The 23,661-nt window shown below is 40.5% G+C and carries 15 protein-coding genes; 11 read left to right on the forward strand and 4 right to left on the reverse strand.

What is annotated here, in order from left to right:
• Positions 1-60: 60 nt before the first annotated feature.
• The 7 genes from V7D82_RS03205 to V7D82_RS03235 all read left to right on the forward strand — a co-directional run bounded on the left by V7D82_RS03205 (position 61) and on the right by V7D82_RS03235 (position 7,193).
• Positions 61-675, forward strand: a complete 615-nt coding sequence (locus tag V7D82_RS03205) for a hypothetical protein (RefSeq protein WP_333599530.1) — start codon at positions 61-63, stop codon at positions 673-675.
• A gap of 342 nt (positions 676-1,017) precedes the next feature.
• Positions 1,018-1,995, forward strand: a complete 978-nt coding sequence (locus V7D82_RS03210; RefSeq protein WP_333599531.1) for a ribonucleotide-diphosphate reductase subunit beta — start codon at positions 1,018-1,020, stop codon at positions 1,993-1,995.
• A 140-nt stretch (positions 1,996-2,135) separates the two neighbouring features.
• Entirely contained in the window at positions 2,136-4,550 is a 2,415-nt protein-coding gene (locus V7D82_RS03215) for a ribonucleoside-diphosphate reductase subunit alpha (protein WP_333599532.1), read from the forward strand.
• Positions 4,551-4,626: 76 nt separating this feature from the next.
• Positions 4,627-4,848 carry a hypothetical protein gene (locus V7D82_RS03220; protein WP_333599533.1) on the forward strand — a complete coding sequence of 74 codons (222 nt, stop codon included), beginning with the start codon at positions 4,627-4,629 and terminating at the stop codon, positions 4,846-4,848.
• 2 nt (positions 4,849-4,850) lie between these two features.
• Positions 4,851-5,357: an RDD family protein gene (locus V7D82_RS03225; RefSeq protein ID WP_333599534.1), complete on the forward strand. Its 507-nt coding sequence runs from the start codon at positions 4,851-4,853 to the stop codon at positions 5,355-5,357.
• A 2-nt stretch (positions 5,358-5,359) separates the two neighbouring features.
• Positions 5,360-5,812 carry a GNAT family N-acetyltransferase gene (locus tag V7D82_RS03230; RefSeq protein ID WP_333599535.1) on the forward strand — a complete coding sequence of 151 codons (453 nt, stop codon included), beginning with the start codon at positions 5,360-5,362 and terminating at the stop codon, positions 5,810-5,812.
• Between the two features lie 46 nt (positions 5,813-5,858).
• The gene (locus tag V7D82_RS03235) at positions 5,859-7,193 is read left to right on the forward strand and encodes a deoxyguanosinetriphosphate triphosphohydrolase (RefSeq protein WP_333599536.1); all 1,335 of its coding nucleotides are present in this window, start codon (positions 5,859-5,861) and stop codon (positions 7,191-7,193) included.
• Here V7D82_RS03235 and V7D82_RS03240 read toward each other — a convergent pair.
• Positions 7,190-8,986, reverse strand: a complete 1,797-nt coding sequence (locus tag V7D82_RS03240; RefSeq protein ID WP_333599537.1) for a 1-deoxy-D-xylulose-5-phosphate synthase — start codon at positions 8,984-8,986, stop codon at positions 7,190-7,192. The two genes, V7D82_RS03235 and V7D82_RS03240, sit on opposite strands and share 4 nt — an antisense overlap.
• A gap of 37 nt (positions 8,987-9,023) precedes the next feature.
• On the opposite strand from V7D82_RS03240, the gene V7D82_RS03245 reads away from it, so the two are divergent.
• The 3 genes from V7D82_RS03245 (at position 9,024) to pbpC (ending at position 17,721) form a co-directional block, all read left to right on the forward strand.
• A complete protein-coding gene (locus V7D82_RS03245) occupies positions 9,024-9,467 on the forward strand; it encodes a nucleoside deaminase (RefSeq protein ID WP_333599538.1) in 444 nt (147 codons plus the stop codon).
• Between the two features lie 130 nt (positions 9,468-9,597).
• Positions 9,598-15,294, forward strand: a complete 5,697-nt coding sequence (locus V7D82_RS03250) for an alpha-2-macroglobulin family protein (RefSeq protein WP_333599539.1) — start codon at positions 9,598-9,600, stop codon at positions 15,292-15,294.
• Between the two features lie 51 nt (positions 15,295-15,345).
• Complete coding sequence (gene pbpC / locus V7D82_RS03255; RefSeq protein ID WP_333599540.1) at positions 15,346-17,721, forward strand: penicillin-binding protein 1C; 2,376 nt, start codon at positions 15,346-15,348, stop codon at positions 17,719-17,721.
• A gap of 31 nt (positions 17,722-17,752) precedes the next feature.
• Here the strand turns inward: pbpC and V7D82_RS03260 are convergent, their stop codons facing one another.
• From V7D82_RS03260 to V7D82_RS03270, 3 genes are all read right to left on the reverse strand, one after another.
• Positions 17,753-19,981: a DUF7619 domain-containing protein gene (locus V7D82_RS03260; protein WP_333599541.1), complete on the reverse strand. Its 2,229-nt coding sequence runs from the start codon at positions 19,979-19,981 to the stop codon at positions 17,753-17,755.
• Between the two features lie 284 nt (positions 19,982-20,265).
• A complete protein-coding gene (locus V7D82_RS03265; protein WP_333599542.1) occupies positions 20,266-21,810 on the reverse strand; it encodes a ribonuclease E/G in 1,545 nt (514 codons plus the stop codon).
• A gap of 353 nt (positions 21,811-22,163) precedes the next feature.
• Complete coding sequence (locus V7D82_RS03270) at positions 22,164-22,535, reverse strand: HU family DNA-binding protein (protein WP_333599543.1); 372 nt, start codon at positions 22,533-22,535, stop codon at positions 22,164-22,166.
• 55 nt (positions 22,536-22,590) lie between these two features.
• Between V7D82_RS03270 and mutY the strand changes: the two genes are divergently transcribed.
• The gene (gene mutY / locus V7D82_RS03275) at positions 22,591-23,631 is read left to right on the forward strand and encodes an A/G-specific adenine glycosylase (RefSeq protein WP_333599544.1); all 1,041 of its coding nucleotides are present in this window, start codon (positions 22,591-22,593) and stop codon (positions 23,629-23,631) included.
• Positions 23,632-23,661 lie beyond the last annotated feature (30 nt).

The raw sequence follows: 23,661 nt of genomic DNA on the forward strand, positions 1-23,661 counted from the left end.
AACAACGTTGTATTTATTTTTTGCTTACTTTTAATCCACCAAATATTAAAATTAATCACCATGAAAAAACTATTTTTAATGTGTTTCCTTTTCGCTTTTATAGTGAATACGAATGCTCAGGAAACGAAAGCAGAAAAGGCAAAAGCTAAAACTGAGAAAGCCGCAAAAGCAAAAAAAGCAAAAGCTGCTAAAGAAACCAAAGAGGAAAAAGCCGCAGCTAAAGAAACCAAAGAAAAAGCGGAAAAGAAAGCTAAGAAAGAAACTTCGGCAGTAAAAGAGAAAGCAACTAAAGCCAAAAAAGAAGCGGAAGACAAAGCGCCTCGTTTGAAAAAAGACGGAACACCAGACAAACGCTTCAAAGATACGGATGCTAAAGGACCATTGAAAAAAGATGGAACTCCGGACAAGCGTTTTAAAACGGCAGCCAAAGACAACAATGCCTCTGCAAAAGGGGAAGCAAAAGCGGCCGAAGGAAAAGCCAAAGCAGCGGCTAACAAAACAGAAGCCAAAGCAAAAAAAGAAGTAAAAGAAAAAGCGTCTACCGAAAAAGCGCCAAGAACACCGGACAAAGTAACCGGAGAGTATAAAGGTAAAAAAGTGTATACCGGGCCAAGAGGAGGAAGATATTATATTAACTCTAATGGTAATAAAACCTATATTTCGGATGATAAATAAGAAATAAGACTACACTTTTCTTAGAGCGGTTTTTTCAATGGGAAAACCGCTCTTTTTTTGTCTCCAAAAAATCCGTTTTCAGAAGATTGTAAATGTTAAAATTTCGCTATCAGTAAATTCCTAACTTCCTTTGTTTTAGGGCTTTTTTTGTTTTTTGTTTTTTGTAATTAACTGAAAAACAGTAATTTATAAATCAATCAAAACCCCATTCAAATCTGCCTATTTGTTAAAAACTAGACCCGATTGTGAATAAGTTTGACTTTCTTTTTACGTTTCGTTTGCCAATCTTTGTAACATACAGATTTCACTAAAAATCGTCTTAAAATTCAAAATAAATTCAACATGGCTACTATCGAACCAATTTTAAAAGAAAACAAAGATCGCTTCGTGATTTTTCCTATCAAGCACCAAGACATTTGGGAATGGTACAAAAAAATGGAAGCCAGTTTTTGGACGGCCGAAGAAATTGATTTGCACCAAGACTTGTCGGATTGGAATAATAAATTGAATGAAGACGAAAAATACTTTATCAAACACATTTTGGCTTTCTTCGCAGCTTCTGACGGAATCGTGAATGAAAATTTAGCCGAAAACTTTGTCAACGAAGTGCAATATCCGGAAGCCAAATTTTTCTATGGTTTTCAAATCATGATGGAGAACATTCACAGCGAAACCTATTCGTTGCTAATTGATACGTATGTAAAAGACGAAGCCGAAAAGGACAAACTTTTCCACGCCATTGATGTGTTTCCTGCCGTAAAGAAAAAAGCAGATTGGGCGTTAAAATGGATTTCCTCCGACTCCTTTGCTGAAAGATTAATCGCTTTCGCAGCGGTAGAGGGTATCTTCTTTTCGGGAGCTTTCTGCTCGATTTACTGGTTGAAAAAACGCGGTTTAATGCCAGGCTTAACGTTTTCTAACGAATTAATCTCCCGTGATGAAGGAGTTCACTGCGATTTTGCGGTGCATTTACACAACCACCATTTGGTACACAAAGTATCCAAAGCCAGAATCACGGAAATTATTACCGATGCCTTAAACATTGAAAGAGAGTTCATTACTGAGTCGCTTCCTGTGAGTCTGATTGGGATGAACGCCACTTTGATGACACAATATTTAGAATTTGTTGCCGACAGATTATTAGTAGAATTGGGTTGCAAGCGAGTGTACAACTCCACGAATCCGTTCGATTTCATGGACATGATTTCGTTACAAGGGAAAACCAATTTCTTCGAAAAACGAGTAGCCGAATACCAAAAAGCAGGCGTGATGAATTCCGATTCAGAGTCCAGCAAAATTAGTTTCGACGCCGATTTTTAGACCTAGCTCAGATTGTAGCGGCATCCTTTAAAAAGATATAGCGGAAAGCTGAAAACAGCTTCAAAAAATAAAACAAAACCAATTACAAATAACCAGAAAATAGGTAAAGGGATTTTCTATTTTCAAAAACTGACAAGCGTATGTATGTAGTAAAAAGAGACGGCCACAAAGAGCCGGTAATGTTCGACAAAATCACGGATAGAATTAAAAAACTATGTTATGGTTTAAACGATTTGGTAGACGCTGTTAAAGTGGCAATGAGGGTTATTGAAGGGTTGTACGATGGTGTTACGACTTCAGAATTAGATAATTTAGCGGCAGAAACCGCAGCTTCCATGACGATAGCTCATCCGGATTATGCACAGCTAGCCGCGCGTATCGCAATTTCCAACTTACATAAAAACACCAACAAATCCTTCTCGGAAACGATGAGTGAAATGTTTCATTATGTAAACCCAAGAACCAACCAGGCGGCACCGTTACTTTCGGAAGAAGTGCACCAGGTAATTCAGGAAAATGCCGAGTTTTTAAACTCTCACATCATATACAATCGTGATTTCAACTACGATTACTTTGGTTTCAAAACCTTGGAGCGTTCGTATTTGTTGAAAATCAACGGTAAAATCGTAGAACGTCCGCAACACATGTTGATGCGTGTAGCAGTCGGAATTCACTTAAACGACTTAGAAGCTGTAATTGAAACGTACGACTTAATGTCGAAAAAGTTCTTTACGCATGCGACACCGACGTTATTCAACGCGGGTACGCCAAAACCACAAATGTCTTCGTGTTTCCTGTTATCCATGAAAGACGACAGCATTGACGGAATTTACGATACGTTGAAATCAACCGCCAAAATCTCGCAATCAGCGGGTGGAATCGGGTTGTCAATTCACAATGTACGTGCGACAGGTTCATACATCCGTGGTACTAACGGAACTTCGAACGGAATTGTTCCGATGTTGCGTGTGTTCAATGACACCGCTCGTTATGTTGACCAAGGCGGCGGAAAACGTAAAGGAAGTTTCGCTATTTATTTAGAAACCTGGCATGCGGATATTTTCGACTTTTTGGATTTGAAAAAGAACACCGGAAAAGAAGAAATGCGGGCCCGTGATTTGTTCTTTGCCATGTGGACTTCCGATTTATTCATGAAACGCGTTCAGGAAGATTCGCATTGGACCTTGATGTGTCCAAACGAATGTCCGGGCTTATACGATGTTTACGGAGAAGAATTTGAAGCTTTATACACTTCGTACGAAGAACAAGGCAAAGGAAGAAAAACCGTGAAAGCACGTGAACTTTGGGAGAAAATCCTGGAGTCGCAAATCGAAACGGGAACGCCATACATGTTGTACAAAGATGCGGCCAACAGAAAATCCAACCAAAAGAATTTGGGAACCATCCGTTCGTCTAACTTGTGTACCGAAATTATGGAATACACTTCGGATGATGAAATCGCGGTGTGTAATTTGGCTTCCATTTCATTGCCAATGTTTGTGGAAAATAACCAATTTAACCACGAATTGTTATTCAACGTAACCAAGCGCGTAACCCGAAACTTAAACAAAGTAATCGACCGAAATTACTATCCGGTAAAAGAAGCCGAAAACTCCAATATGCGTCACCGTCCGGTAGGATTGGGCGTGCAGGGGTTGGCGGATGCGTTCATCTTATTGAGAATGCCGTTTACCAGCGATGAAGCCAAAAAATTAAATCAGGAAATATTCGAAACCTTATACTTTGCCGCCGTAACCGCTTCTATGGAAATGGCCAAAGAAGAAGGACCATACTCAACATTCAAAGGCTCTCCAATATCTAACGGAGAATTCCAACACAACCTTTGGAACATCAAAGACGAGGAATTATCAGGAAGATGGGATTGGGCCAGTTTGAGAAAAGAAGTAGTGAAACACGGTGTTAGAAACTCGTTATTGGTAGCACCAATGCCAACCGCATCTACATCACAAATCTTAGGAAACAACGAAGCTTTCGAACCTTATACATCCAACATTTACACGCGTCGTGTATTGTCGGGAGAGTTTATTGTGGTGAACAAACACTTGTTAGAAGACTTAGTAAACCGCGGCTTGTGGACCGAAGATTTGAAACAGGAATTAATGCGAAACAACGGATCAGTGCAAGCGCTGGATATTCCGGAAGATTTAAAAGAATTATACAAAACGGTTTGGGAAATGTCGATGAAAGATATCATTGATATGTCGCGCCAAAGAGGGTATTTCATTGACCAATCGCAATCGTTGAACTTGTTCATGCAGGATGCCAACTATGCAAAACTGACGTCAATGCACTTCTATGCTTGGCAATCCGGATTAAAAACAGGAATGTATTACTTAAGAACCAAATCGGCTGTAGACGCTATCAAGTTCACGTTGAACAATGATAAAAAAGCGGAACCAACCGTAGCCGAACCAGTAGCGGTTGAGGTAGTTGCTCCCAACGAAACCGGAGAAATGACCGCCGAAGATTTCAAAGCGATGGTAGAACGCGCCAGAGCTGCAGGACCGGATGATTGCGAAATGTGTGGGTCTTAATTAGAAAATAGAATAAGAAATAAAGAAAAGCAGCTGTCAACTTGATGGCTGTTTTGATTTTTAAATAAAAAATACAATGGCAAAAGAAAAAGGAGTTTACACCGGAATCATAGAAAAAGACGAACACGGGAATTATTTCTGTGGCGAATATTTGTTGGATTACCAATATACGGTAGCCAATTTTAAAGAAGGTGACGAAATCAACATCAAATCGGCGATTGCGAATCCTAGCGATAAGAGTTATAATTTGTACCCAAAGAAGTCAAGGAATTTCTTTTTGGCCAATCAAAAAGAATAATAATGGAAGGAAAGAACCCAAAGCAATTTACAGTAACCCAAGAACTTTTGGCGTCGCATGCGCAACGGTTTTTGAATTTGTTGTCGGATACCATGCTGCAGGTAGTCTTGTTTCTAATAGTGCTTATGGTCGTAGAAGCTTCGGCAGCACCCGCTGTAAACAAGGCCTTCCAAAGTTATGTACTCGTTAATCCTATTGGGCAATATACTTTTGTGAGTGTCATTGCTTTGTTATATTACAATATTTTCGAAGTGCTGTTGGCAAGAACGCCTGGCAAATTTATCACACAAACCCTAGTGGTAGATATCAATGGAGATTTGCCCAATCATCAAATGATTTTGGTTCGAACGTTGTGTCGGTTAATTCCGTTTAATGGCTTGTCTTTTCTCGGATTTCCGGCAAGAGGTTGGCACGACAGCATCTCCAAAACCTATGTGGTCAATAAGAAGTTATTGGAAGAAAAGAAACGCCTTTTTACGGCTTTGGAACCAAAACTAAAGGAAGAATAACGATGATTAGGCTGGAAAGAACAACTTCGGATCATCCCGATTTTGAAAAATTGGTGGTAGCTCTCGATGCGTATTTGAAAGTTTTGGATGGTGATGACCATGCCTTTTATGCCCAATTCAATAAAACCAATTTGTTGAAAAATGCCTTGCTGTGTTATGAAAATGATGTGGTTGTTGGGATTGGAGCCTACAAAGAATATGATGCCAATACGGCTGAAATCAAACGAATGTACACTTTGCCGGAACACCGAGGGAAAGGTATTGGCAAAGCTATTTTGACCGAATTAGAGCTTTGGGCGAAAGAGGAAAATTACACCAATTCCATACTCGAAACTGGTTATATGCAGGTTGATGCCATAGGGTTATATCAAAAACTAGGCTATGAAATCACCGAAAATTTCGGGCAATACATTGGAGTGGCCAATAGTGTCTGCATGAAGAAAATCATAAAATAAAACTATCTTTAACGGCTGAATTTATTAATCAACTATCTTCACTATCATGACCTGGGAACAACTTTTATCACTAAAACGCCAAGGCGACACCAGCAAAAGATTGCGCATCGAACAAGATGACACCCGCTTGGGCTTTGAAGTGGATTACGACCGTATCATCTTTTCGTCGGCTTTTAGAAGTTTACAAGATAAAACTCAGGTAATTCCATTATCGAAAACCGATTTTGTGCACACGCGTTTAACACACAGTTTGGAAGTTTCGGTTGTCGGTCGTTCCATAGGAAGATTGGTAGGTAAAAAAATCATTGAAAAATATCCGCATTTGAAAGAAGTGCATGGTTACCACATGAATGATTTTGGTGCGATTGTAGCCGCCGCCGCTTTAGCGCATGATATCGGGAATCCTCCGTTTGGACATTCCGGTGAGAAAGCGATTGGAGAATATTTTGCTATTGGGAAAGGTCAACAATACAAAGACCAATTAACCGCCAAACAATGGCAGGATTTAATCGATTTTGAAGGCAATGCTAATGGTTTTTCGGTGTTAACGAGTTCGCGTCCTGGCATTGAAGGCAGTTTGCGTTTGTCCTATGCTACGCTGGGTGCTTTTACCAAATATCCGAAAGAGAGTTTGCCAAAGAAACCGACCAAAAACATAGCCGATAAAAAATACGGATTCTTCCAATCGGATGTAGCCTTTTTTAAAGAAGTCGCCGAAGAACTGGGTATGATTTCCAACAAAACCGGAAATGATGTGGGGTATGAGCGCCATCCGTTGGCATTTTTGGTCGAAGCTGCCGATGATATTTGCTACACCATTATCGACTTTGAAGACGGTATCAACCTCGGTTTAGTTTCCGAAGATTTTGCTTTGGAGTATTTAATCAAATTGGTGAAAGACACTATTGATACCGCTAAATACCAAACCCTGACTACCAAAGAAGACCGCATCAGTTACCTGCGCGCTTTGGCCATTGGGAACTTAATCAATGATGCCGTAAAGGTTTTTATCGAAAACGAAGAAGCCATATTGCAAGGGAAATTCCATTTTGCCTTGACCGATAAAAGCAAGTACAAAGCGCAGATGGATGACATTATCAAACTCAGCGTGAAGAACATTTATCAAAGTCGTGAAGTCATTGAAAAAGAACTGTCGGGCTACCAAATCATCAATAATTTGCTGGATAAATTCATCACCGCTTATAACAACAATCACGAAGGCAAGGCCACGAATTACGACAAATTGTTATTGAAAATCCTTCCGGAAAAACACCATTTGGAAAAGGAAAGTTTGTATGACCGATTGCTTCATATCTGTCATTTTATCTCGATGCTTACGGATGGGAAAGCGGTGCAGTTGAATAAAATTGTGACGGCTTAATCTTCCTCGTCTTCTTCCTCAAGTAAACCTGAGAAAAGCGATTTTAAACCATCCACATCGATGTTGCAGAATTGCTGCAGTTCGTCAACCGTTCCGTGTTCTATGAAATAATCGGGCACACCGCAAAGGAAAATTTCATTCACATAATCATTTTTGGCCGAGAACTCTAAAACAGCACTGCCAAAACCACCGGTCGTTACGCCATCTTCCACTGTGATGATGGTGGAGAATTTATCGCAAATCTTGTGTAATTTTTTCTCGTCTAAGGGCTTTACAAACCCAAAATGATAATGCGCAAAATGGCCGGAATCCTCCATGTCGTTAAGTGCCAAAGTCACATTGTCGGCTATAGTTCCCGTTGATAAGACAGCTACTTTTTTACCTTTTCTAAGTTTATGCGCTTTCCCAATTTCGATTTTCTGAAAGTCAGTTGGCATTTTCCAATCCGCATTTTTGCCACGACCACGAGGATATCGAATCGCAATAGGATGCTTCAGTCCTAAGGAAGCTGTATAAAGAATATTTTGCAACTCGATTTCGTCTTTCGGAGCATAAATCATCATATTCGGGATGCAACGCAAATACGCTAAATCAAATACGCCGTGGTGTGTAGCGCCATCTTCACCAACCAATCCGGCTCGGTCTAAACAAAAAATTACCGGCAAATTCTGCAGTGCCACATCGTGGATGACTTGGTCATAAGCCCGTTGTAAAAAGGTGGAATAAATGTTGCAAAAAACCACCATGCCTTGCGTCGCCATTCCTGCCGAAAGCGTCACAGCATGCTGCTCGGCAATCCCCACATCAAAAGCCCGTTTCGGAAAAGCATCCATCATAAATTTCATTGAACTTCCGCTTGGCATAGCCGGTGTAATCCCAACAATTTTCGGATTGTTTTTAGCTAATTCCACTAAAGTCAAGCCAAACACATCTTGGAATTTTGGCGGTAAATTTTCGGTGGTGGTTTTATGAATTTCTCCGGTGGCCGCATCAAATTTTCCCGGAGCATGGTATTTTACTTGGTCTTCTTCGGCTTTTTGCAAGCCTTTGCCTTTGGTGGTTATAATATGTAAAAACTTTGGGCCTTTTACTTTTTTAAGGCGTTCCAATTCTTGGAGTAAAGCCGGTAAATCATGCCCGTCAATCGGACCCGAATAATCAAAGTTCAGCGACTTAATCATGTTGTTCTGCTTCGGATTTTTACCTTCTTTGACTGCAGTCAAATAATTCTTCAAAGCGCCAACACTAGGGTCAATTCCGATAGCGTTATCGTTTAAAATGACCAACAAATCCGCATCGGTAACCCCGGCATGATTTAGTCCTTCAAACGCCATTCCGCTGGCAATAGATGCATCGCCAACAACCGCAATGTGATGTTTGTTTTCGCCTTTCAATTGGGAAGCAATCGCCATACCCAAAGCCGCTGATATAGCCGTAGAAGAATGCCCCACACCAAACGTATCGTACACACTTTCGCTCCGCTTCGGGAACCCGGAAATGCCACCCAACTGGCGATTGGTATCGAATTTGGTTCTTCTTTCGGTTAGAATTTTATGACCGTAGGCTTGATGTCCGACATCCCAAACTAATAAATCATTGGGCGTATCAAAAACATAATGCAAAGCAATCGTCAATTCGACCACACCCAAACTCGCGCCGAGATGGCCTTCTTTTACCGAGACAATGTCGATGATAAACTCGCGCAACTCTTTAGCCAATTCGGGCAATTGAGTCACGGTTAATTTTCGTAAATCCGCAGGATTGTTTATATGTTCAAGCAATTTTTTTGACATGAGGCAAATGTACGAATTGAAATTGTATTTTTGTTTTATGGAAAACCCTTTCACCGACGAGTATTTTATGAAGAAAGCTTTGCAGGAAGCCGAAATCGCTTTTGAGAAAGGGGAGATTCCTGTCGGTGCCGTGATTGTCATTGATAACAAAGTCATTGCCCGAAGTCACAATCTTACCGAAATGCTCAATGATGTAACGGCTCATGCCGAGATGCAGGCCATTACTTCGGCCGCGAACTTCATTGGTGGAAAATATTTAAAAAACTGTACGCTTTACGTCACTTTGGAACCTTGCCAAATGTGTGCCGGTGCGTTGTACTGGAGTCAGATTTCGAAAGTAGTTTTTGGTGCTTCCGATGAGCAGCGTGGTTTTGAAAATCTTGGCACACAACTGCATCCGAAAACCCAGGTAATTAAAGGGATTTTGGCGCAGGAAGCTTCCGATTTGATGCTCCGTTTTTTCGCCTCCAGAAGAAAATAATTTTACAGGAAAAATATTCCTAAAAATATTTCTTGTTTGTAATACTATTTTAATATTTTTAACGTTATATAGCTAATTGAGAAAAAATTAGCTCAAGAAACAAGTTCTAACAAATAACTCTTTTACATCCATGAAAACCAGCAAGATTTTCGGCTTGTTCATTGCAATTTTTATGTTGCAATCCTGTTCAAAAAAATCGGCCTCCGATTTTGATTCAGATTATTCTCTTTACAAAGATTACATTACAAGTTTCTCTTCTGGTTTCGTCTCGGTCAACTCCGATTTTAGGGTGCAATTGGCCTTCAACAAAAGCGATTGGAAGCCCAATCAGGAGCTGGATGATGATTTGTTCGACATTTCCCCAAGCGTGAGTGGAAAAGTGGTGGCGCTATCCAACAACACCATAGCCTTTATTCCAAAAGAAAAACTGGAGCAAAACACGCTGTACCAAATTACGCTTCACCTTTCCAAAATCACCAATAAAGTGCCCAAAGAATTATCGGATTTTAACTTTTCGGTAAAAACCATCAAGCAGGATTTTATTGTGAATACACAGGATTTGCAGTCGTACAGCAAAGATTGGTATTACCTAAACGGGACGTTGACCACTGCGGATAATTTAAGTTTTGATGATGCCCAAAAAATAATAACTTCGACGCAAAGCGATAAAAAATTAAAAATCAAATTCGACAAAGCTCTTAGTACCAGCACGAATTTCAAATTTACCATTGACAGTATTCAGCGTTTTGAAAACGACTCTGAAATTGACATTGCCTGGGATGGCGATGATGTGGATATTGACCAAAAAGGCTCAGTGAAATTCCCAATTCCCGGGAAAAATCAGTTTAAGGTTTTGACCATAAAAGTTGGTGATGCTAATAATCAATCGGTGTTAATCAACTTCTCGGATCCGTTAAAAAAAGATCAGGATTTCAAAGGATTAGTGGCTATCGAAAACACCAGCAATCTCAAGTTTACCACTATGGGTAATGTGTTGAAAGTATTCTACAACCAGGAACCCGATAAATCTACGGTAGACAAAGGAGCTGCCAGTCAAAAAGTAGACGTCGCTGCTGCGGTGGATACGGCAACCATTGCTCTTACAGATACCACAGCCGTTGACACAGAGGACGAAGCCGTTGAAGAAGTGGCTACTCCGAACCAAAATTCTTTTTCAGGCAGTAAACTGGTAGAGGTTTTCCAGGGAATTGAAAGCATCGATGGATACAAAATGAAAAACAACTATTCGCAAAGACTGTTGTTTGAAGACATCAAACCGGGTGTGAAACTATTGAAAAGCGGTACCATTTTGCCGAGTTCCAATAATTTAAAAATCAATTTTGAAGTTGCCAATCTGAAAGCAGTGGATGTAAAAGTCTATAAAATTTACAAAAACAACATCATGCAGTTTTTGCAGGATAACGAACTCAATGGCACCGAAAACTTGCGCCAGGTCAGTCAGGCCATAGCCAAATCGACCATCGAATTAAAGCAGAACAATCTGCTGGATTATACCAAATGGAATACTTATGCTTTAGATCTTTCCAAAATCATAAATCCGGAACCGGGTGCCATTTACCGCGTGGAGTTCTCGTATAAAAAAGAATATTCCTTGTATAAATGTACGGGTTCCACTTCTAGCAGTGATGAGGGCGACGACGAAGAATACAGCAATAATAATAACGAGGAGAAAGAAGAAGTCGATGAAAATGATGTCAACTACAGCAACAGTGGCTACGACTACTATTACGAACAGGATTACGAATGGCGGGAACAACAAGATCCGTGCTCGAATTCGTATTTCTACAATACCAAAATCGGAACCAACATTCTCGCCAGCGATTTAGGTGTTATTGCCAAAAGAGGTACCGACAAATCGGTAGTAATTGCCGTAAGCGATATCGTTTCTACGGAAGCAGTTTCGGGTGCTACAGTGGATTTATACAATTACCAACAGCAAAAAATTGCGACTTCTGAAACCGATAGTGATGGGATGGCTTCTTTCCAATTGGAGAAATATGCTTATTTCGCTATCGTGACCGATGGAGAGCAAAGCACTTATGTTAAGCTTGACGATGAATTGTCGCTTTCCGTGAGTAATTTTGATGTGGCCGGGGAAACTTTGCAGAAAGGACTGAAAGGTTACATCTACGGAGAACGTGGCGTTTGGCGCCCGGGCGATACCGTGTATTTATCGTTTATTCTAAATGACAATGCCAATAAATTGCCACCATCGCACCCAATTAAATTGCGAATGAACGACCCTAATGGAAAAACCATATACGAGTGTGTTCAAAAGATGAATGATCTCAATCATTACAAATTCATCATTCCGACAGAAGCCAATGATATCACCGGAAACTGGGAAGCAGTAGTCAGTATTGGTGGCGCGCGTTTTTACAAAAGCATCAAAATTGAAACCATCAAACCGAATCGTCTGAAAATCAAAAACAGTTTCAATGAACCGGTGCTTTCGGCCAGCAAAAACAACGTAAACAACATTCAGGTATTGTGGTTGCACGGGGCTGTCGCCAAAGATTTAAAAACCGAAGTGCAAGCGAAGTTCTCGCAACAGGTAACCACTTTCAAAGGGTTTGACAAATACGTTTTTGACGATCCAACCCGCAGTTTTTCTACCGAAGAAGTGAATATTTTCTCTGGAAAAGTAGATGGTAATGGTCGTGCTTCCATCCCAATAAAACCAACCATTCAAGGACAGGCTCCGGGTATGTTGCGTGCGGCGTTCATTACCAAAGTCTATGAAAGCGGAGGCGATGTGAGTACGGATGTAGCGGCCACTTCTTATTCTCCCTACAAAACCTATGTGGGAGTGAAAGCTCCGGCAGCCAACAAATACGGCATGATTGAAACCGGAAAAAACAACCGTTTTGATATCGTAACCGTTGGCGAAAACGGCCGTCCAAAAGCGGTTAGAAATCTAGAGGTTCGAGTGTATAAATTGCAAACCCGTTGGTGGTGGGATGCTTCCCATGACGATTTGTCGAGTTACAATACGGCAAACGCCACGATTGCTTATAAAAATTTCACCATCAATACCGATGCTTCAGGCAAAGGCAGTATTGCCTTCTCGGTTAGAGATGAAGAATGGGGGAATTATTTGATTCGCGTTTCCGACCCAACCGATGGTCATGCTACTGGTGTGCGCGTGTTTATTGACATGCCATGGTGGTCTGCCAAATCCAGAAACACCGATGGTGAATCGGCTAAGATGTTGAAATTCTCTACCGATAAAACCAATTATGCAGTGGGTGACAAAGCCAAAATCTTTTTTCCATCCAGCGAGGGCGGCAGAGCATTGATTTCTATTGAAAACGGAACCAAAGTAGTGAAAACCCTTTGGGCCAAAACCCAAAAAGGAGAGACGACTGTCGAGCTTCCAATCACCGGCGAAATGGCACCCAATGTGTACATCAACATTTCATTGCTACAACCACATGCCTCTACCAAAAACGATTCGCCAATAAGAATGTACGGCATCGTTCCGATAGAAGTAATCGATAAAAACACAGTGCTAGAACCACAACTTTCCATGCCTGATGTGCTGCGTCCGGAACAAAATGTGAACATCAAAGTTTCCGAAAAACACGGCAAAAGAATGACTTATACCATTGCTGTTGCGGATGAAGGGTTGTTGGATTTAACCCGCTTTAAAACACCAAATGCCTGGGATAGTTTCTATACCCGTGAAGCTTTGGGCGTAAGAACCTGGGACATTTACGACGATGTAATTGGAGCGTATGGCGGAAAAGTAAACCAAGTGTTCAGTATTGGTGGAGATGCCGATTCGGGCGGTGGTAAAGCCAAAAAAGCGAACCGTTTCCAACCGGTGGTGATGTATTTCGGGCCATTCGAATTAGGGGCTGGCGATTCTAAAACCCATAAAATTAAGTTGCCAAAATACATTGGTTCCGTGCGTACTATGGTAGTGGCCGCTGATGCTAAAACCAGCGCTTACGGTATGGCCGAAAAAGCTACCCAAGTTAGAAGTCCGTTGATGGTGTTGGCTTCATTGCCACGAAAAATATCGCCATCCGAAAAAGTGACGATACCGGTGACGCTTTTTGCTACCGAAAAACAAATCAAAAACGTAACGGTGCAAATCAAAACCAACAGCAGTGTAAGAGTCATTGGAAGCACTACCCAAAAAGTACTGTTCACCGAGCCTGACGAAAAAATGGCCTACTTCAATTTGGAAGTCGGAAGCGTTACAGGTATTGGCAAAATTGACATCATCGCCACTTCCGGAAAAGAGAAATCTACTTATTCCGTAGAAATTGATGTGACCAATCCGAATCCGATAACCAATGCCTACAGCGATATTGTCATCGAGCCGAACAGTTCCAAAACCATTGCCTGGAAAACCTTTGGAGTACCGGGAAGTAACAAAGCCAAAATGGAAGTTTCTTCGGTACCAACCATCGATTTCAGCCGCCGATTGGATTACCTGATTCAGTATCCTCACGGCTGTGTGGAGCAAACCACGTCGTCTGTTTTCCCACAATTGTATCTAAACGATGTGATGGATTTAGATGCTGTTCGCAAACAAAACATTCAGAAAAATGTAACAGCAGCCATTCAAAGACTGAGCAATTTCCAATTGCCAAATGGTGGTTTCTCTTATTGGCCGGGAGGCACCAGTGCTGATGATTGGGGCAGTTCCTATGCCGGGCATTTCCTGATTGAAGCCGATAAAAAAGGGTACGTGTTGCCAATCAATTTCAAATCCAAATGGATTTCGTACCAACAAAAAGAAGCCAAACAATGGCGTTACGATAAAGAAGAAGACAATGATATAGCGCAGGCGTACCGACTTTACACACTAGCCGTTGCCGGGGCAGCCGATTTAGCTTCGATGAACCGTTTGCGCGAAACCGTGGGCATTTCGAATGAGAGTAAATTGCGTTTGGCGGCCACTTATGCCATTCTAAAACAAAACGCAGCCGGATTGGCATTGTTAAGCAAATCGTTCATCGACGAGCAAAATGATACCGAGCGTTACTACTACTATTATTACGGTTCAGCCGAAAGAAACAGAGCCATGGCCTTAGAAACTTTAATCCTGTTAGGTCAAAAACAAAAAGCATTTCTGATGGCCACCAAATTAGCCAAAAACCTCTCCAGCGATGAGTGGATGAGCACACAAACTACCGCTTACAGCTTATATGCGATGGCAAAATTCGCCACTTACAACGGTAGCAAAGGTGTTTCGGTTCAGTATTCCAATGGGGGCAAACCACAAATCATCAATACCAATAAAACGGTAGCCCAACGTGATTTGGTGATTAAAACCGGAACCAATTCAGTGACTATAAAAAACAACAAAAAGAACACTTTGTTCGTTCGCGTCCTGAATAGCGGTATTTTGCCAGTGGGTACTGAAAACGTCATTCAGAATAATTTATCAGCCAGCGTGGTTTTCAAAGACCGAAAAGGCAATGCCATCAACGTTTCCAAAATTGCGCAAGGCACTGAATTCTATGCCGAAGTGACGTTGACCAATCGCAAAAACGAAAGAGTAGAGAACATTGCGCTATCGCAAATTCTGCCATCCGGATTTGAAATTGTGAACACACGATACACTGATTTTGGCGATGCGACCAGCAATGTGGCCGATTATATTGATATTCGCGATGACCGGGCCAATTACTATTTCAGTCTGAAAGCCGGCGAAACCCGCAAGTTCAAAATGCTGTTGAACGCCTCCTATTTGGGCAGCTATTACTTGCCTGGATTGCAGTGCGAAGCCATGTATGACCACGACTTCTTAGCGCGTACCAAAGGACAATGGGTGCAAGTGGTAAAATAAAGTAATAAACCCTTCCGGCATAGCAATGTCGGAAGGGTTAATGCAACCAAAATGAAAGTTAAATTCATGGCGTTCTTGGAACGCATCATCGATTATATCAAACGAAACCCAAAGAAATCGGCCACAGTAGCAATACTCTTGGTGATCTATTACTTTTCGTTGCCCAGAACCCTATTCGAAGAGCCGTATGCCACGGTTATCGAAAGCAGTGACGGCGAACTGCTGGCAGCCAAAATCGCCCGTGACGGCCAATGGCGGTTTCCGGCACAGGACAGCGTTCCCGATAAATTTAAAAAGTGCATCGTTTATTTCGAAGACGAACATTTTTACTACCATCCGGGTTTCAATCCGGTGGCGATGGTTAAAGCTTTTCAGCAAAACCGAAATGCAGGCAAAGTCGTTCGCGGCGGGAGTACCTTGACACAACAAGTCATTCGGCTGTCGCGCAAAAACAAAAAGCGAACCTACTTTGAAAAAGCCATCGAAATCATTTTGGCCACAAGACTGGAACTGCGGCATTCCAAAGAAAAAATCCTCGAACTCTACGCGGCTCATGCGCCTTATGGTGGCAATGTAGTCGGTTTAGAAATGGCTTCCTGGCGGTATTTCGGCGTGCAATCGCATCAGTTATCGTGGGCAGAAAGCGCCACTTTAGCGGTATTGCCTAATGCACCCAGCTTAATTTATCCGGGCAAAAATCAAATCAAATTGCTAAAAAAACGCAACGGTTTGTTATTGAAATTATACAACGAGAAAATCATTGATAAAATGACCTACCAGTTGTCTATTCAGGAGCCTTTGCCACAAAAGCCGTATAATCTCCCACAGATTGCGCCTCATTTATTACAACGTGTGGCAAAAACGAGCGAAGGCCAACGCATCAAGACCACGATTGATATTTCGTTGCAAAACCGCGTGAACCAAATTGCGAAACAGTATTACAATCAGTACAAGCAAAACGAAGTCCACAACTTGGCGGTCATTGTCATCGACATTCAAAACCGCAACATCATCAGTTATGTGGGCAATTCACCCACCGACAAAGACCACGACAAAGACGTCGATATTATCTCAGCACCACGGAGTACGGGCAGTATTTTGAAACCATTGCTTTACGCTTCCATGCTCGATGACGGCGAGATTTTGCCTAACACTTTGGTGGCTGATATTCCAACGCAAATCTCCGGTTATGCACCACAGAATTTCAATCTCACGTTTGACGGTGCAGTTCCGGCACAACGGGCGTTGTCGCGTTCGCTGAACATTCCGGCGGTGTTGTTGTTACAGGAACATGGCGTGAATAACTTTTATGAATTGCTGCAAAAATTCAAACTCAAAAACATCAACCAACATCCCGATCATTATGGTTTGTCATTGATTTTGGGCGGTGCTGAGAGCAATCTTTGGGATTTGTGCCGCACTTACGCCAACTTATCTTCCACAATTAATTACTTCGATAAATCGGATGGAAAATACCGAACTAAAGAATTTGCCGAACTCAATTACGTCAAAGGATTTGAGCAGGAGTATGGCGCTGATAGTTATCAGAAAACGATATTGGGTGCCGGCTCCATTTATTTGACCTATAATGCCATGAAAGAAGTCAACCGTCCCGAAGGCGATGAAGCCTGGAAATTTTACGACTCCTCCTTAGAACTGGCCTGGAAAACCGGAACCAGTTTCGGGAACCGCGATGCCTGGGCTATCGGTACCAACTCGCGTTATGTGGTGGGTGTTTGGGTAGGCAATGCCAATGGCGAAGGCAGACCGGAGTTAACGGGCGTTGGAAGTGCTGCTCCGATTTTGTTTGATGTATTCAATTTGTTGCCCAGAAAACGTTGGTTTCAAGCGCCGTTAAATGATTTGGAATATGCTGAGGTGTGCACCTTAAGTGGCCATTTAGCCCAAGACGATTGCCCCAAAACCAAACAATTAATTCCCCGAAGCGGTAAAAAAACATCGGTATGTCCTTATCATAAATTGGTGCATTTAGACGCAACGGAACAATACCGGGTAAACAGCAGTTGTGAAGCCGTTGATAAAATGGTAACCAAAAAATGGTTTGTCCTGCCGCCGGTAATGGAGTGGTATTACAAAAGCCTGCATATTGACTACAAACCCTTGCCACCTTTCCGGGCCGATTGCCAGCAAAACCAGCAGGCTGCGATGGATTTCATTTACCCCAAAACCAACAGCAAAATCTATTTGGCCAAAGATTTCAACAGCAACATCCAGCCGGTGATTTTGAAAGTAGCCCATTCCAACAAAGAAGCCAAGTTGTATTGGTATGTAGATAATGTGTACAAAGGCACCACACAAACCTTCCACGAAATGCAGATTGTAGCCGAAACCGGCATTCATTACATCACAGTAGAAGATGAATTTGGGAATGAAATAAAGAGAAAGATTGAGATTATTAAGGATTAAAAAAGCCCCGAGGAATCGGGGCTTTTTGTTGTTATTCTTTTACAAACTTCCCGACAGCACTGCCTTTATCACTTAGTATTTTAATAAAGTAACTCCCTGCTTTCAAACCGGAAACATCAAGGGTTTGAGCCGGATTAGTATTCACTTGCACCAATTGTCCTAGGGTGTTGTAAATACTCACAGAGCTTATCGTCACGGCTTGTTTAGTCGAAATAGTAAGACTGTTTTTCGTTGGAACGGGAGCCAAAGTAAACACACTGCCAAAATCAAAATCCTGATGGCCCAACGCTGTAATGGTGGTCGTTGCGGTATTGGTCACAATCGGGAAATTATAATCAAAATAAATGCTCGCTTTGTTACTAAAAGTATCATCAACAGCTAACGTTGGTTTCGTTTTAATCTTAAACGCTACATACCCATCATTATTAGCATCGTCAAACGGCAGGTTGATATTCTCAAAAATAAAATCGACTTGATTGGTGCTGAAATACGAAGTGTTGACTCGCGTTACAAACGAAGCACTGCCTTGCAACGGCACTAAAGTAGCAATGTCAAACTTTGACGCATCAATAATATCTTTGACCACAATATTTTCAGCAATATCGGTTCCGGTATTTTCAAAGTGGATGATATAATGCACATAATCGCCCACCTGGCTTGGTGAAATCGTGAGGCCTTCCAAACAGGTTTTGTCATTTGGGTCTATAGAACCAACAACTATTTGCTTTAAAGAGCTCGTATTGTCTATTGGCATTTCGTCATCGGCTAACGGGCTAATGATGGCAGTAAAATTCAATTGGTCGCCAACATTTACTGCTGGGGTTTCCATTGGCGAATTAATATTCAAAGTAACTGCAATTGACCGACTTTCAAATGGTTGTAAATTGGTATAATCCCATGACAAATAAGAGGCTGCCTGACTGGTAAAAGCTGGAAAAGCCGAAACAAAATCCATTTTGTCGTCTTCATAACTAAAACTTACCGTTCCCGATGCCGCAACGGTGCCTTTGTTTTTATAAACCAATAAATACTTGGCATCAAAACCGGGACGGGCTCTTAGAATTGGAAGCAACACCACTTCAACATCCGTATGAGCACCATTAGGGGCAAGGCAAAAGCTTTGAACAACCGGACTGGTTTGATCCGGGAAAGTAACGGTCGCCACAGCCGGCGATACGGTAAAATAGCTTGGGTTTTCCAGCGCCGGAGTAATGGTTTGAGTGCCCGAACCAACAGTAATGTGGTAATTCCCGCTAGCATTTGAAATTAAATTTCCTGTAGTAACTCCATCCGTAATGTTATAATTCAGGTTTGGAAATATAGGATCATTGGCATCACAACCATTGTGGTCTATGTCTAAAGTATTAGTGCCCTGAATAGTGTAAAAAGTGCCGCCAGGAGTAAAACTGCAATAAGAATTTACATTGTCAATGTTGGGAAAATAGAGGTTTATGGTTTCAACATTCCATTCATCACAACAAACATATTCCAGGTTTGCATTGGAAAACTCACTATTATAAACATCAATTTTTCCGTTTTTAATAAACAGCGAAGTCAGGTTAGGACAAGCAGCACATTTAAGACTGCTCAATTTAGTATTAACCGAAAAATCCAAAGTAGTAAATAGGTTCGATCCGCAATTCAATGTGACCAAATTGCTAAGACTTGACACGTCTATTGTGGTTAATGAATTTTGATAACAATCAAGCGAAGTTATAGTAGTTAACCCCGATACATTGAGAGTAGTTAAATTATTTGACCTCACATTTAAGCCCTGCAAAAGATGCATATTGGAAACATCAACAGAAGATAGCCCGCAATTCGCTAAATTGATTCCTTTAAGAGCCGTAAGACCGGTCATGTTAATACTTCCCAGATTACTGTTGTACAAACCATTGAGAGACTCTAAATAATGCAGCGCTGTGATGTCCAAACCATTACTAACATTACTATAACTGAAATCCAAACTTCTAAGATTCGTGAAATATTGAATCCCGACTAAGCTGGTAATGACATAAGAAGAATAATCCGTATAACTGACATCCAATTTATAAACTTGCGCCGCTTCACTCACTTGTATGTTTCCATCGCCGTTAGCATCAATCTTGATCTTAGCATTGGCAGCATTAAAGGCAATATTGGAACCAATATTAGATTCTAACAGTTTAATTTTAAAATTCGGATCCGGAAAAGTAATAATCTGTGCATGACCTCTCAATCCAATCAACGCCATAACCAAAAGAATGTATAGTTTCTTCATAAAAAGAGTTTGAGGTTCAAATATATAAAAAACTTTACTACAAAATTCTCACGCACTTAAACAGTCTCATTACCGCATAAAAAAACCGCCAATCTTACGAGAGGCGGTTCTTTGTTTATTCTTTAATTTCCTTTCCTTCGTTGTCGAAGAAACGGTATTCTAAATACGTGTAAGCGTCACGAGATTTGATATTAAGAGGAGGAAGCCCAGTGGGCTTCAGGTATTTTTTGCTTTAGCAAAAAGATATAAAAAAACCGCCAATCTTACGAGAGGCGGTTCTTTCTTTATTCTTTAATTTCCTTTCCTTCATTGTCGAAGAAACGGTATTCTAAATACGTGTAAGCGTCACGAGGTATGATTTTCACCCACTTTTTATGTTCAAAAAACCATTTTGAACGTAATGATGGAAAACCTTTTTTAAGGTATGCTGCCACAAAAGGATGAACGTTAAGTTTCACACCACTGTGGTCTTTTACAATCTTTTCAAGCGAAAAATTGATCTTATCAATAATTTGAATCGGTGCATCTACATCACCACTCAAGTTATTAGGATTTTCTTCCCTTGTTTCAATATTGACTTCAGGTCTTACGCGTTGTCTGGTAATTTGAACAAGTCCAAATTTACTCGGCGGTAAGATCTTGTGTTTCGCTTTATCATCGCTCATTTCTTCTCTAAGGAAGTTGAACAACACTTGACGATTGTCTGAGTTCTGCATATCGATAAAATCGACTACAATAATACCACCCATATCCCTAAGACGCAATTGTCTGGCGATTTCGGCGGCGGCTATCATATTGACTTCCATAGCAGTGTCTTCCTGGTTGTTGGCTTTGTTCGAACGGTTTCCGCTGTTCACGTCAATAACGTGCAAAGCTTCGGTGTGTTCGATGATCAGATAAGCACCTTTGCTCATCGATACGGTTCGGCCAAAAGAAGTCTTTATTTGTCGTTCAATATGGTATTTCTCAAACAATGGTGTGTCTTTCGATTGATAAAGTTTAACAATTTTTTGTTTGTCAGGGGCTATTTCGGCTAAATAGTCCTTGGTTTCTTGGTACAACTCTTCATCATCTATTTGAATACTGGTAAAAGTATCGTTGAATACGTCTCTAAGAATAGAAGAAGCTTTGTTAAGCTCTCCCAAAATCTTGGACGGATGATGAGCAGTTGGTAATTTTTTACACATTGCAAACCATCTATTCATTAAGTTTTGCAAATCTTTTTCTAATTCGGCTATGTTTTTGCCTTCTGCTACTGTTCGCACAATAACACCAAAACCTTTGGGTTTGATAGATTGCATTAGCTTCTTCAGTCGGTCTTTTTCTTCTTTGGAATCTATTTTTTGTGAAATAGAAACGCGATCCGAAAAAGGCACTAAAACTACAAATCGTCCCGCGAAAGATAGCTCAGAGCTTATTCGTGGTCCTTTGGTAGAAATAGGTTCTTTGACTACTTGCACTAATACCGATTGATTGGCACTCAGGATGTCTGATATAGTACCATCTTTATCAATCTCTTTTTCAAACTGAAAGTTTTTTAGGGAGAAATCTTTTATTTTACCTGCGCTTACAAGTTTTATGAATTTCAAATAAGAAGCCAACTGTGGTCCTAAATCGTGATAATGCAAAAAGGCATCTTTTTCGTAGCCTACATTTACAAAAGCAGCGTTCAGACCGGCAACCGGTTTTCTGATTTTGGCGATAAAAATATCACCCACCTGAAAGTTGCTCGTTTCTTCTTCTTTGTGTAATTCAATTAGTTTTCCATCTTTTAATAAGGCAAAATCCACAGCATCAGCACTAGATCTAATGATTAGTTCTTTATTCACGTTGTAAATTTTTATCCGAACTTTTTGGCAATAGGCAATAGACAGTAAGCAGTAGGCAAAAAAGTGCCTATGACTTATAGCTTATAGCTTATAGCTAATTGTCAGGATGGATTAAACATTTTAAACAGGTATTGTATTACCCGGTGAAGTTAGATTTTAGAGGCAATCTAAAAAATCTAATCTTCCATTTCAATGAACTTTTTTTAAAAAAAGAAAAGTAGTTTAGAACTACTTTTTCTTTTTGTGTCGGTTAGCTCTCGCTCTCTTTTTACGTTTGTGAGTAGCTACCTTATGTCTCTTTCTTTTTTTACCACTTGGCATAAGTTAGTTTTTAGTGATTAATAAATGTGTTTTTATACTGCTACTTCAGTATTTGTTTTAACTGATTCTACAAATACTTTTGCAGGCTTAAATGCTGGAATGTTGTGAGCAGGAATTTTGATAGTTGTATTTTTAGAAATGTTTCTTCCTGTTTTTTCAGCTCTTGTTTTGATGATAAAACTACCAAAACCTCTTAAATAAACATTGTCTCCTGTTTCTAATGAAGTTTTTACTTCTTCCATAAACGCTTCAACAGTTGCTTGAACATCTCCTTTTTCAAGACCTAATTTTTCTGAAATTTTCGCTACGATATCTGCTTTCGTCATTTTCTTTCGTATTTTAATATTATGTGTAATTTTTTGAGGTTGCAAATATATGAATAATAAAAACAATATTTCAAGCATAATCTATTAAAATTTAATCACATAAAGATTTATTTTTGCGAACCACATTTTAGCTATGAAATTCTCCAACTTGTTAGTTCAATGGTATTTACAAAACAAACGCGATTTGCCTTGGCGCAATACCACCAATCCTTATATCATTTGGCTTTCCGAAATAATGCTTCAACAAACCAGAGTTGCGCAAGGATTGCCCTATTTTTTGCGTTTTACTGAGGCTTTCCCGACGGTTTTCGATTTGGCCAACGCTGAAGAGGAGGAAGTCCTCAAACTTTGGCAGGGATTAGGCTATTATTCCCGAGCGCGGAATTTGCATAAAACGGCCAAGCAGGTCGCTTTTGAGTTGAATGGGGAATTCCCCAAAAGCTATAAGGAGTTATTGCATTTAAAAGGAATAGGAGAGTACACAGCAGCAGCGATTGCCTCATTTGCCTATAATGAAAATGTTCCCGTAGTGGACGGCAATGTTTTCAGAGTCTTGTCGCGCTATTTTGATGTGGAAACCGATATCGCTTCTTCCGGAGCTAAAAAAGAATTTACCCAATTGGCCACAACCGTTTTACCAAAAGGAAAAGCCGATTTTTTCAATCAGGCTATTATGGAATTTGGCGCGCTGCAATGTGTTCCAAAGAATCCGGATTGCCCAAATTGTATTTTTAAGGATAGCTGTGCTGCTTTACAAAAGAAAAAAGTTGACCAGCTCCCAATCAAATCGAAGAAGGCGAAAGTCAGACAACGCTTCTTTACTTATTTAGTGTTTTCGGATGATGATAACCAAACACTACTGCACAAAAGAACCCAAAAAGGAATTTGGCATAATTTATATGAGTTTCCGGTAATTGAAACGGAAGAAATAACCACCGATGAAAATGTTTTAGTATTAATTCAGAATCAGAATTTTGTCAACAATACTATTCGGGAAATAGGATTGTATAATCCGGAAGCCATTGTTCACAAACTTTCGCACCAACATTTGAATATAAAATTCTGGAAAATCAAGGTAAACGGTAAACTTGAAAACGGAATGAACTGGAAATCAGCTAAAAAAATGCCTTTTCCCATCGTGATTTTTAATTTTATTGAAAAATATTCGTTTTAGATTTCAAAAAAAGTAGTAAATTTGAGGGAA

This window comes from Flavobacterium sp., assembly GCF_036741995.1.
Classification (GTDB): domain Bacteria; phylum Bacteroidota; class Bacteroidia; order Flavobacteriales; family Flavobacteriaceae; genus Flavobacterium.

Bases quoted from the DNA above. Each gene is read 5' to 3' on its own strand.
- V7D82_RS03205 (WP_333599530.1), top strand. From the start codon at position 61: ATGAAAAAACTATTTTTAATGTGTTTCCTTTTCGCTTTTATAGTGAAT.
- V7D82_RS03210 (WP_333599531.1), top strand. From the start codon at position 1,018: ATGGCTACTATCGAACCAATTTTAAAAGAAAACAAAGATCGCTTCGTG.
- V7D82_RS03215 (WP_333599532.1), top strand. From the start codon at position 2,136: ATGTATGTAGTAAAAAGAGACGGCCACAAAGAGCCGGTAATGTTCGAC.
- V7D82_RS03220 (WP_333599533.1), top strand. From the start codon at position 4,627: ATGGCAAAAGAAAAAGGAGTTTACACCGGAATCATAGAAAAAGACGAA.
- V7D82_RS03225 (WP_333599534.1), top strand. From the start codon at position 4,851: ATGGAAGGAAAGAACCCAAAGCAATTTACAGTAACCCAAGAACTTTTG.
- V7D82_RS03230 (WP_333599535.1), top strand. From the start codon at position 5,360: ATGATTAGGCTGGAAAGAACAACTTCGGATCATCCCGATTTTGAAAAA.
- V7D82_RS03235 (WP_333599536.1), top strand. From the start codon at position 5,859: ATGACCTGGGAACAACTTTTATCACTAAAACGCCAAGGCGACACCAGC.
- V7D82_RS03240 (WP_333599537.1), bottom strand. From the start codon at position 8,986: ATGTCAAAAAAATTGCTTGAACATATAAACAATCCTGCGGATTTACGA.
- V7D82_RS03245 (WP_333599538.1), top strand. From the start codon at position 9,024: ATGGAAAACCCTTTCACCGACGAGTATTTTATGAAGAAAGCTTTGCAG.
- V7D82_RS03250 (WP_333599539.1), top strand. From the start codon at position 9,598: ATGAAAACCAGCAAGATTTTCGGCTTGTTCATTGCAATTTTTATGTTG.
- pbpC (WP_333599540.1), top strand. From the start codon at position 15,346: ATGAAAGTTAAATTCATGGCGTTCTTGGAACGCATCATCGATTATATC.
- V7D82_RS03260 (WP_333599541.1), bottom strand. From the start codon at position 19,981: ATGAAGAAACTATACATTCTTTTGGTTATGGCGTTGATTGGATTGAGA.
- V7D82_RS03270 (WP_333599543.1), bottom strand. From the start codon at position 22,535: ATGCTTGAAATATTGTTTTTATTATTCATATATTTGCAACCTCAAAAA.
- mutY (WP_333599544.1), top strand. From the start codon at position 22,591: ATGAAATTCTCCAACTTGTTAGTTCAATGGTATTTACAAAACAAACGC.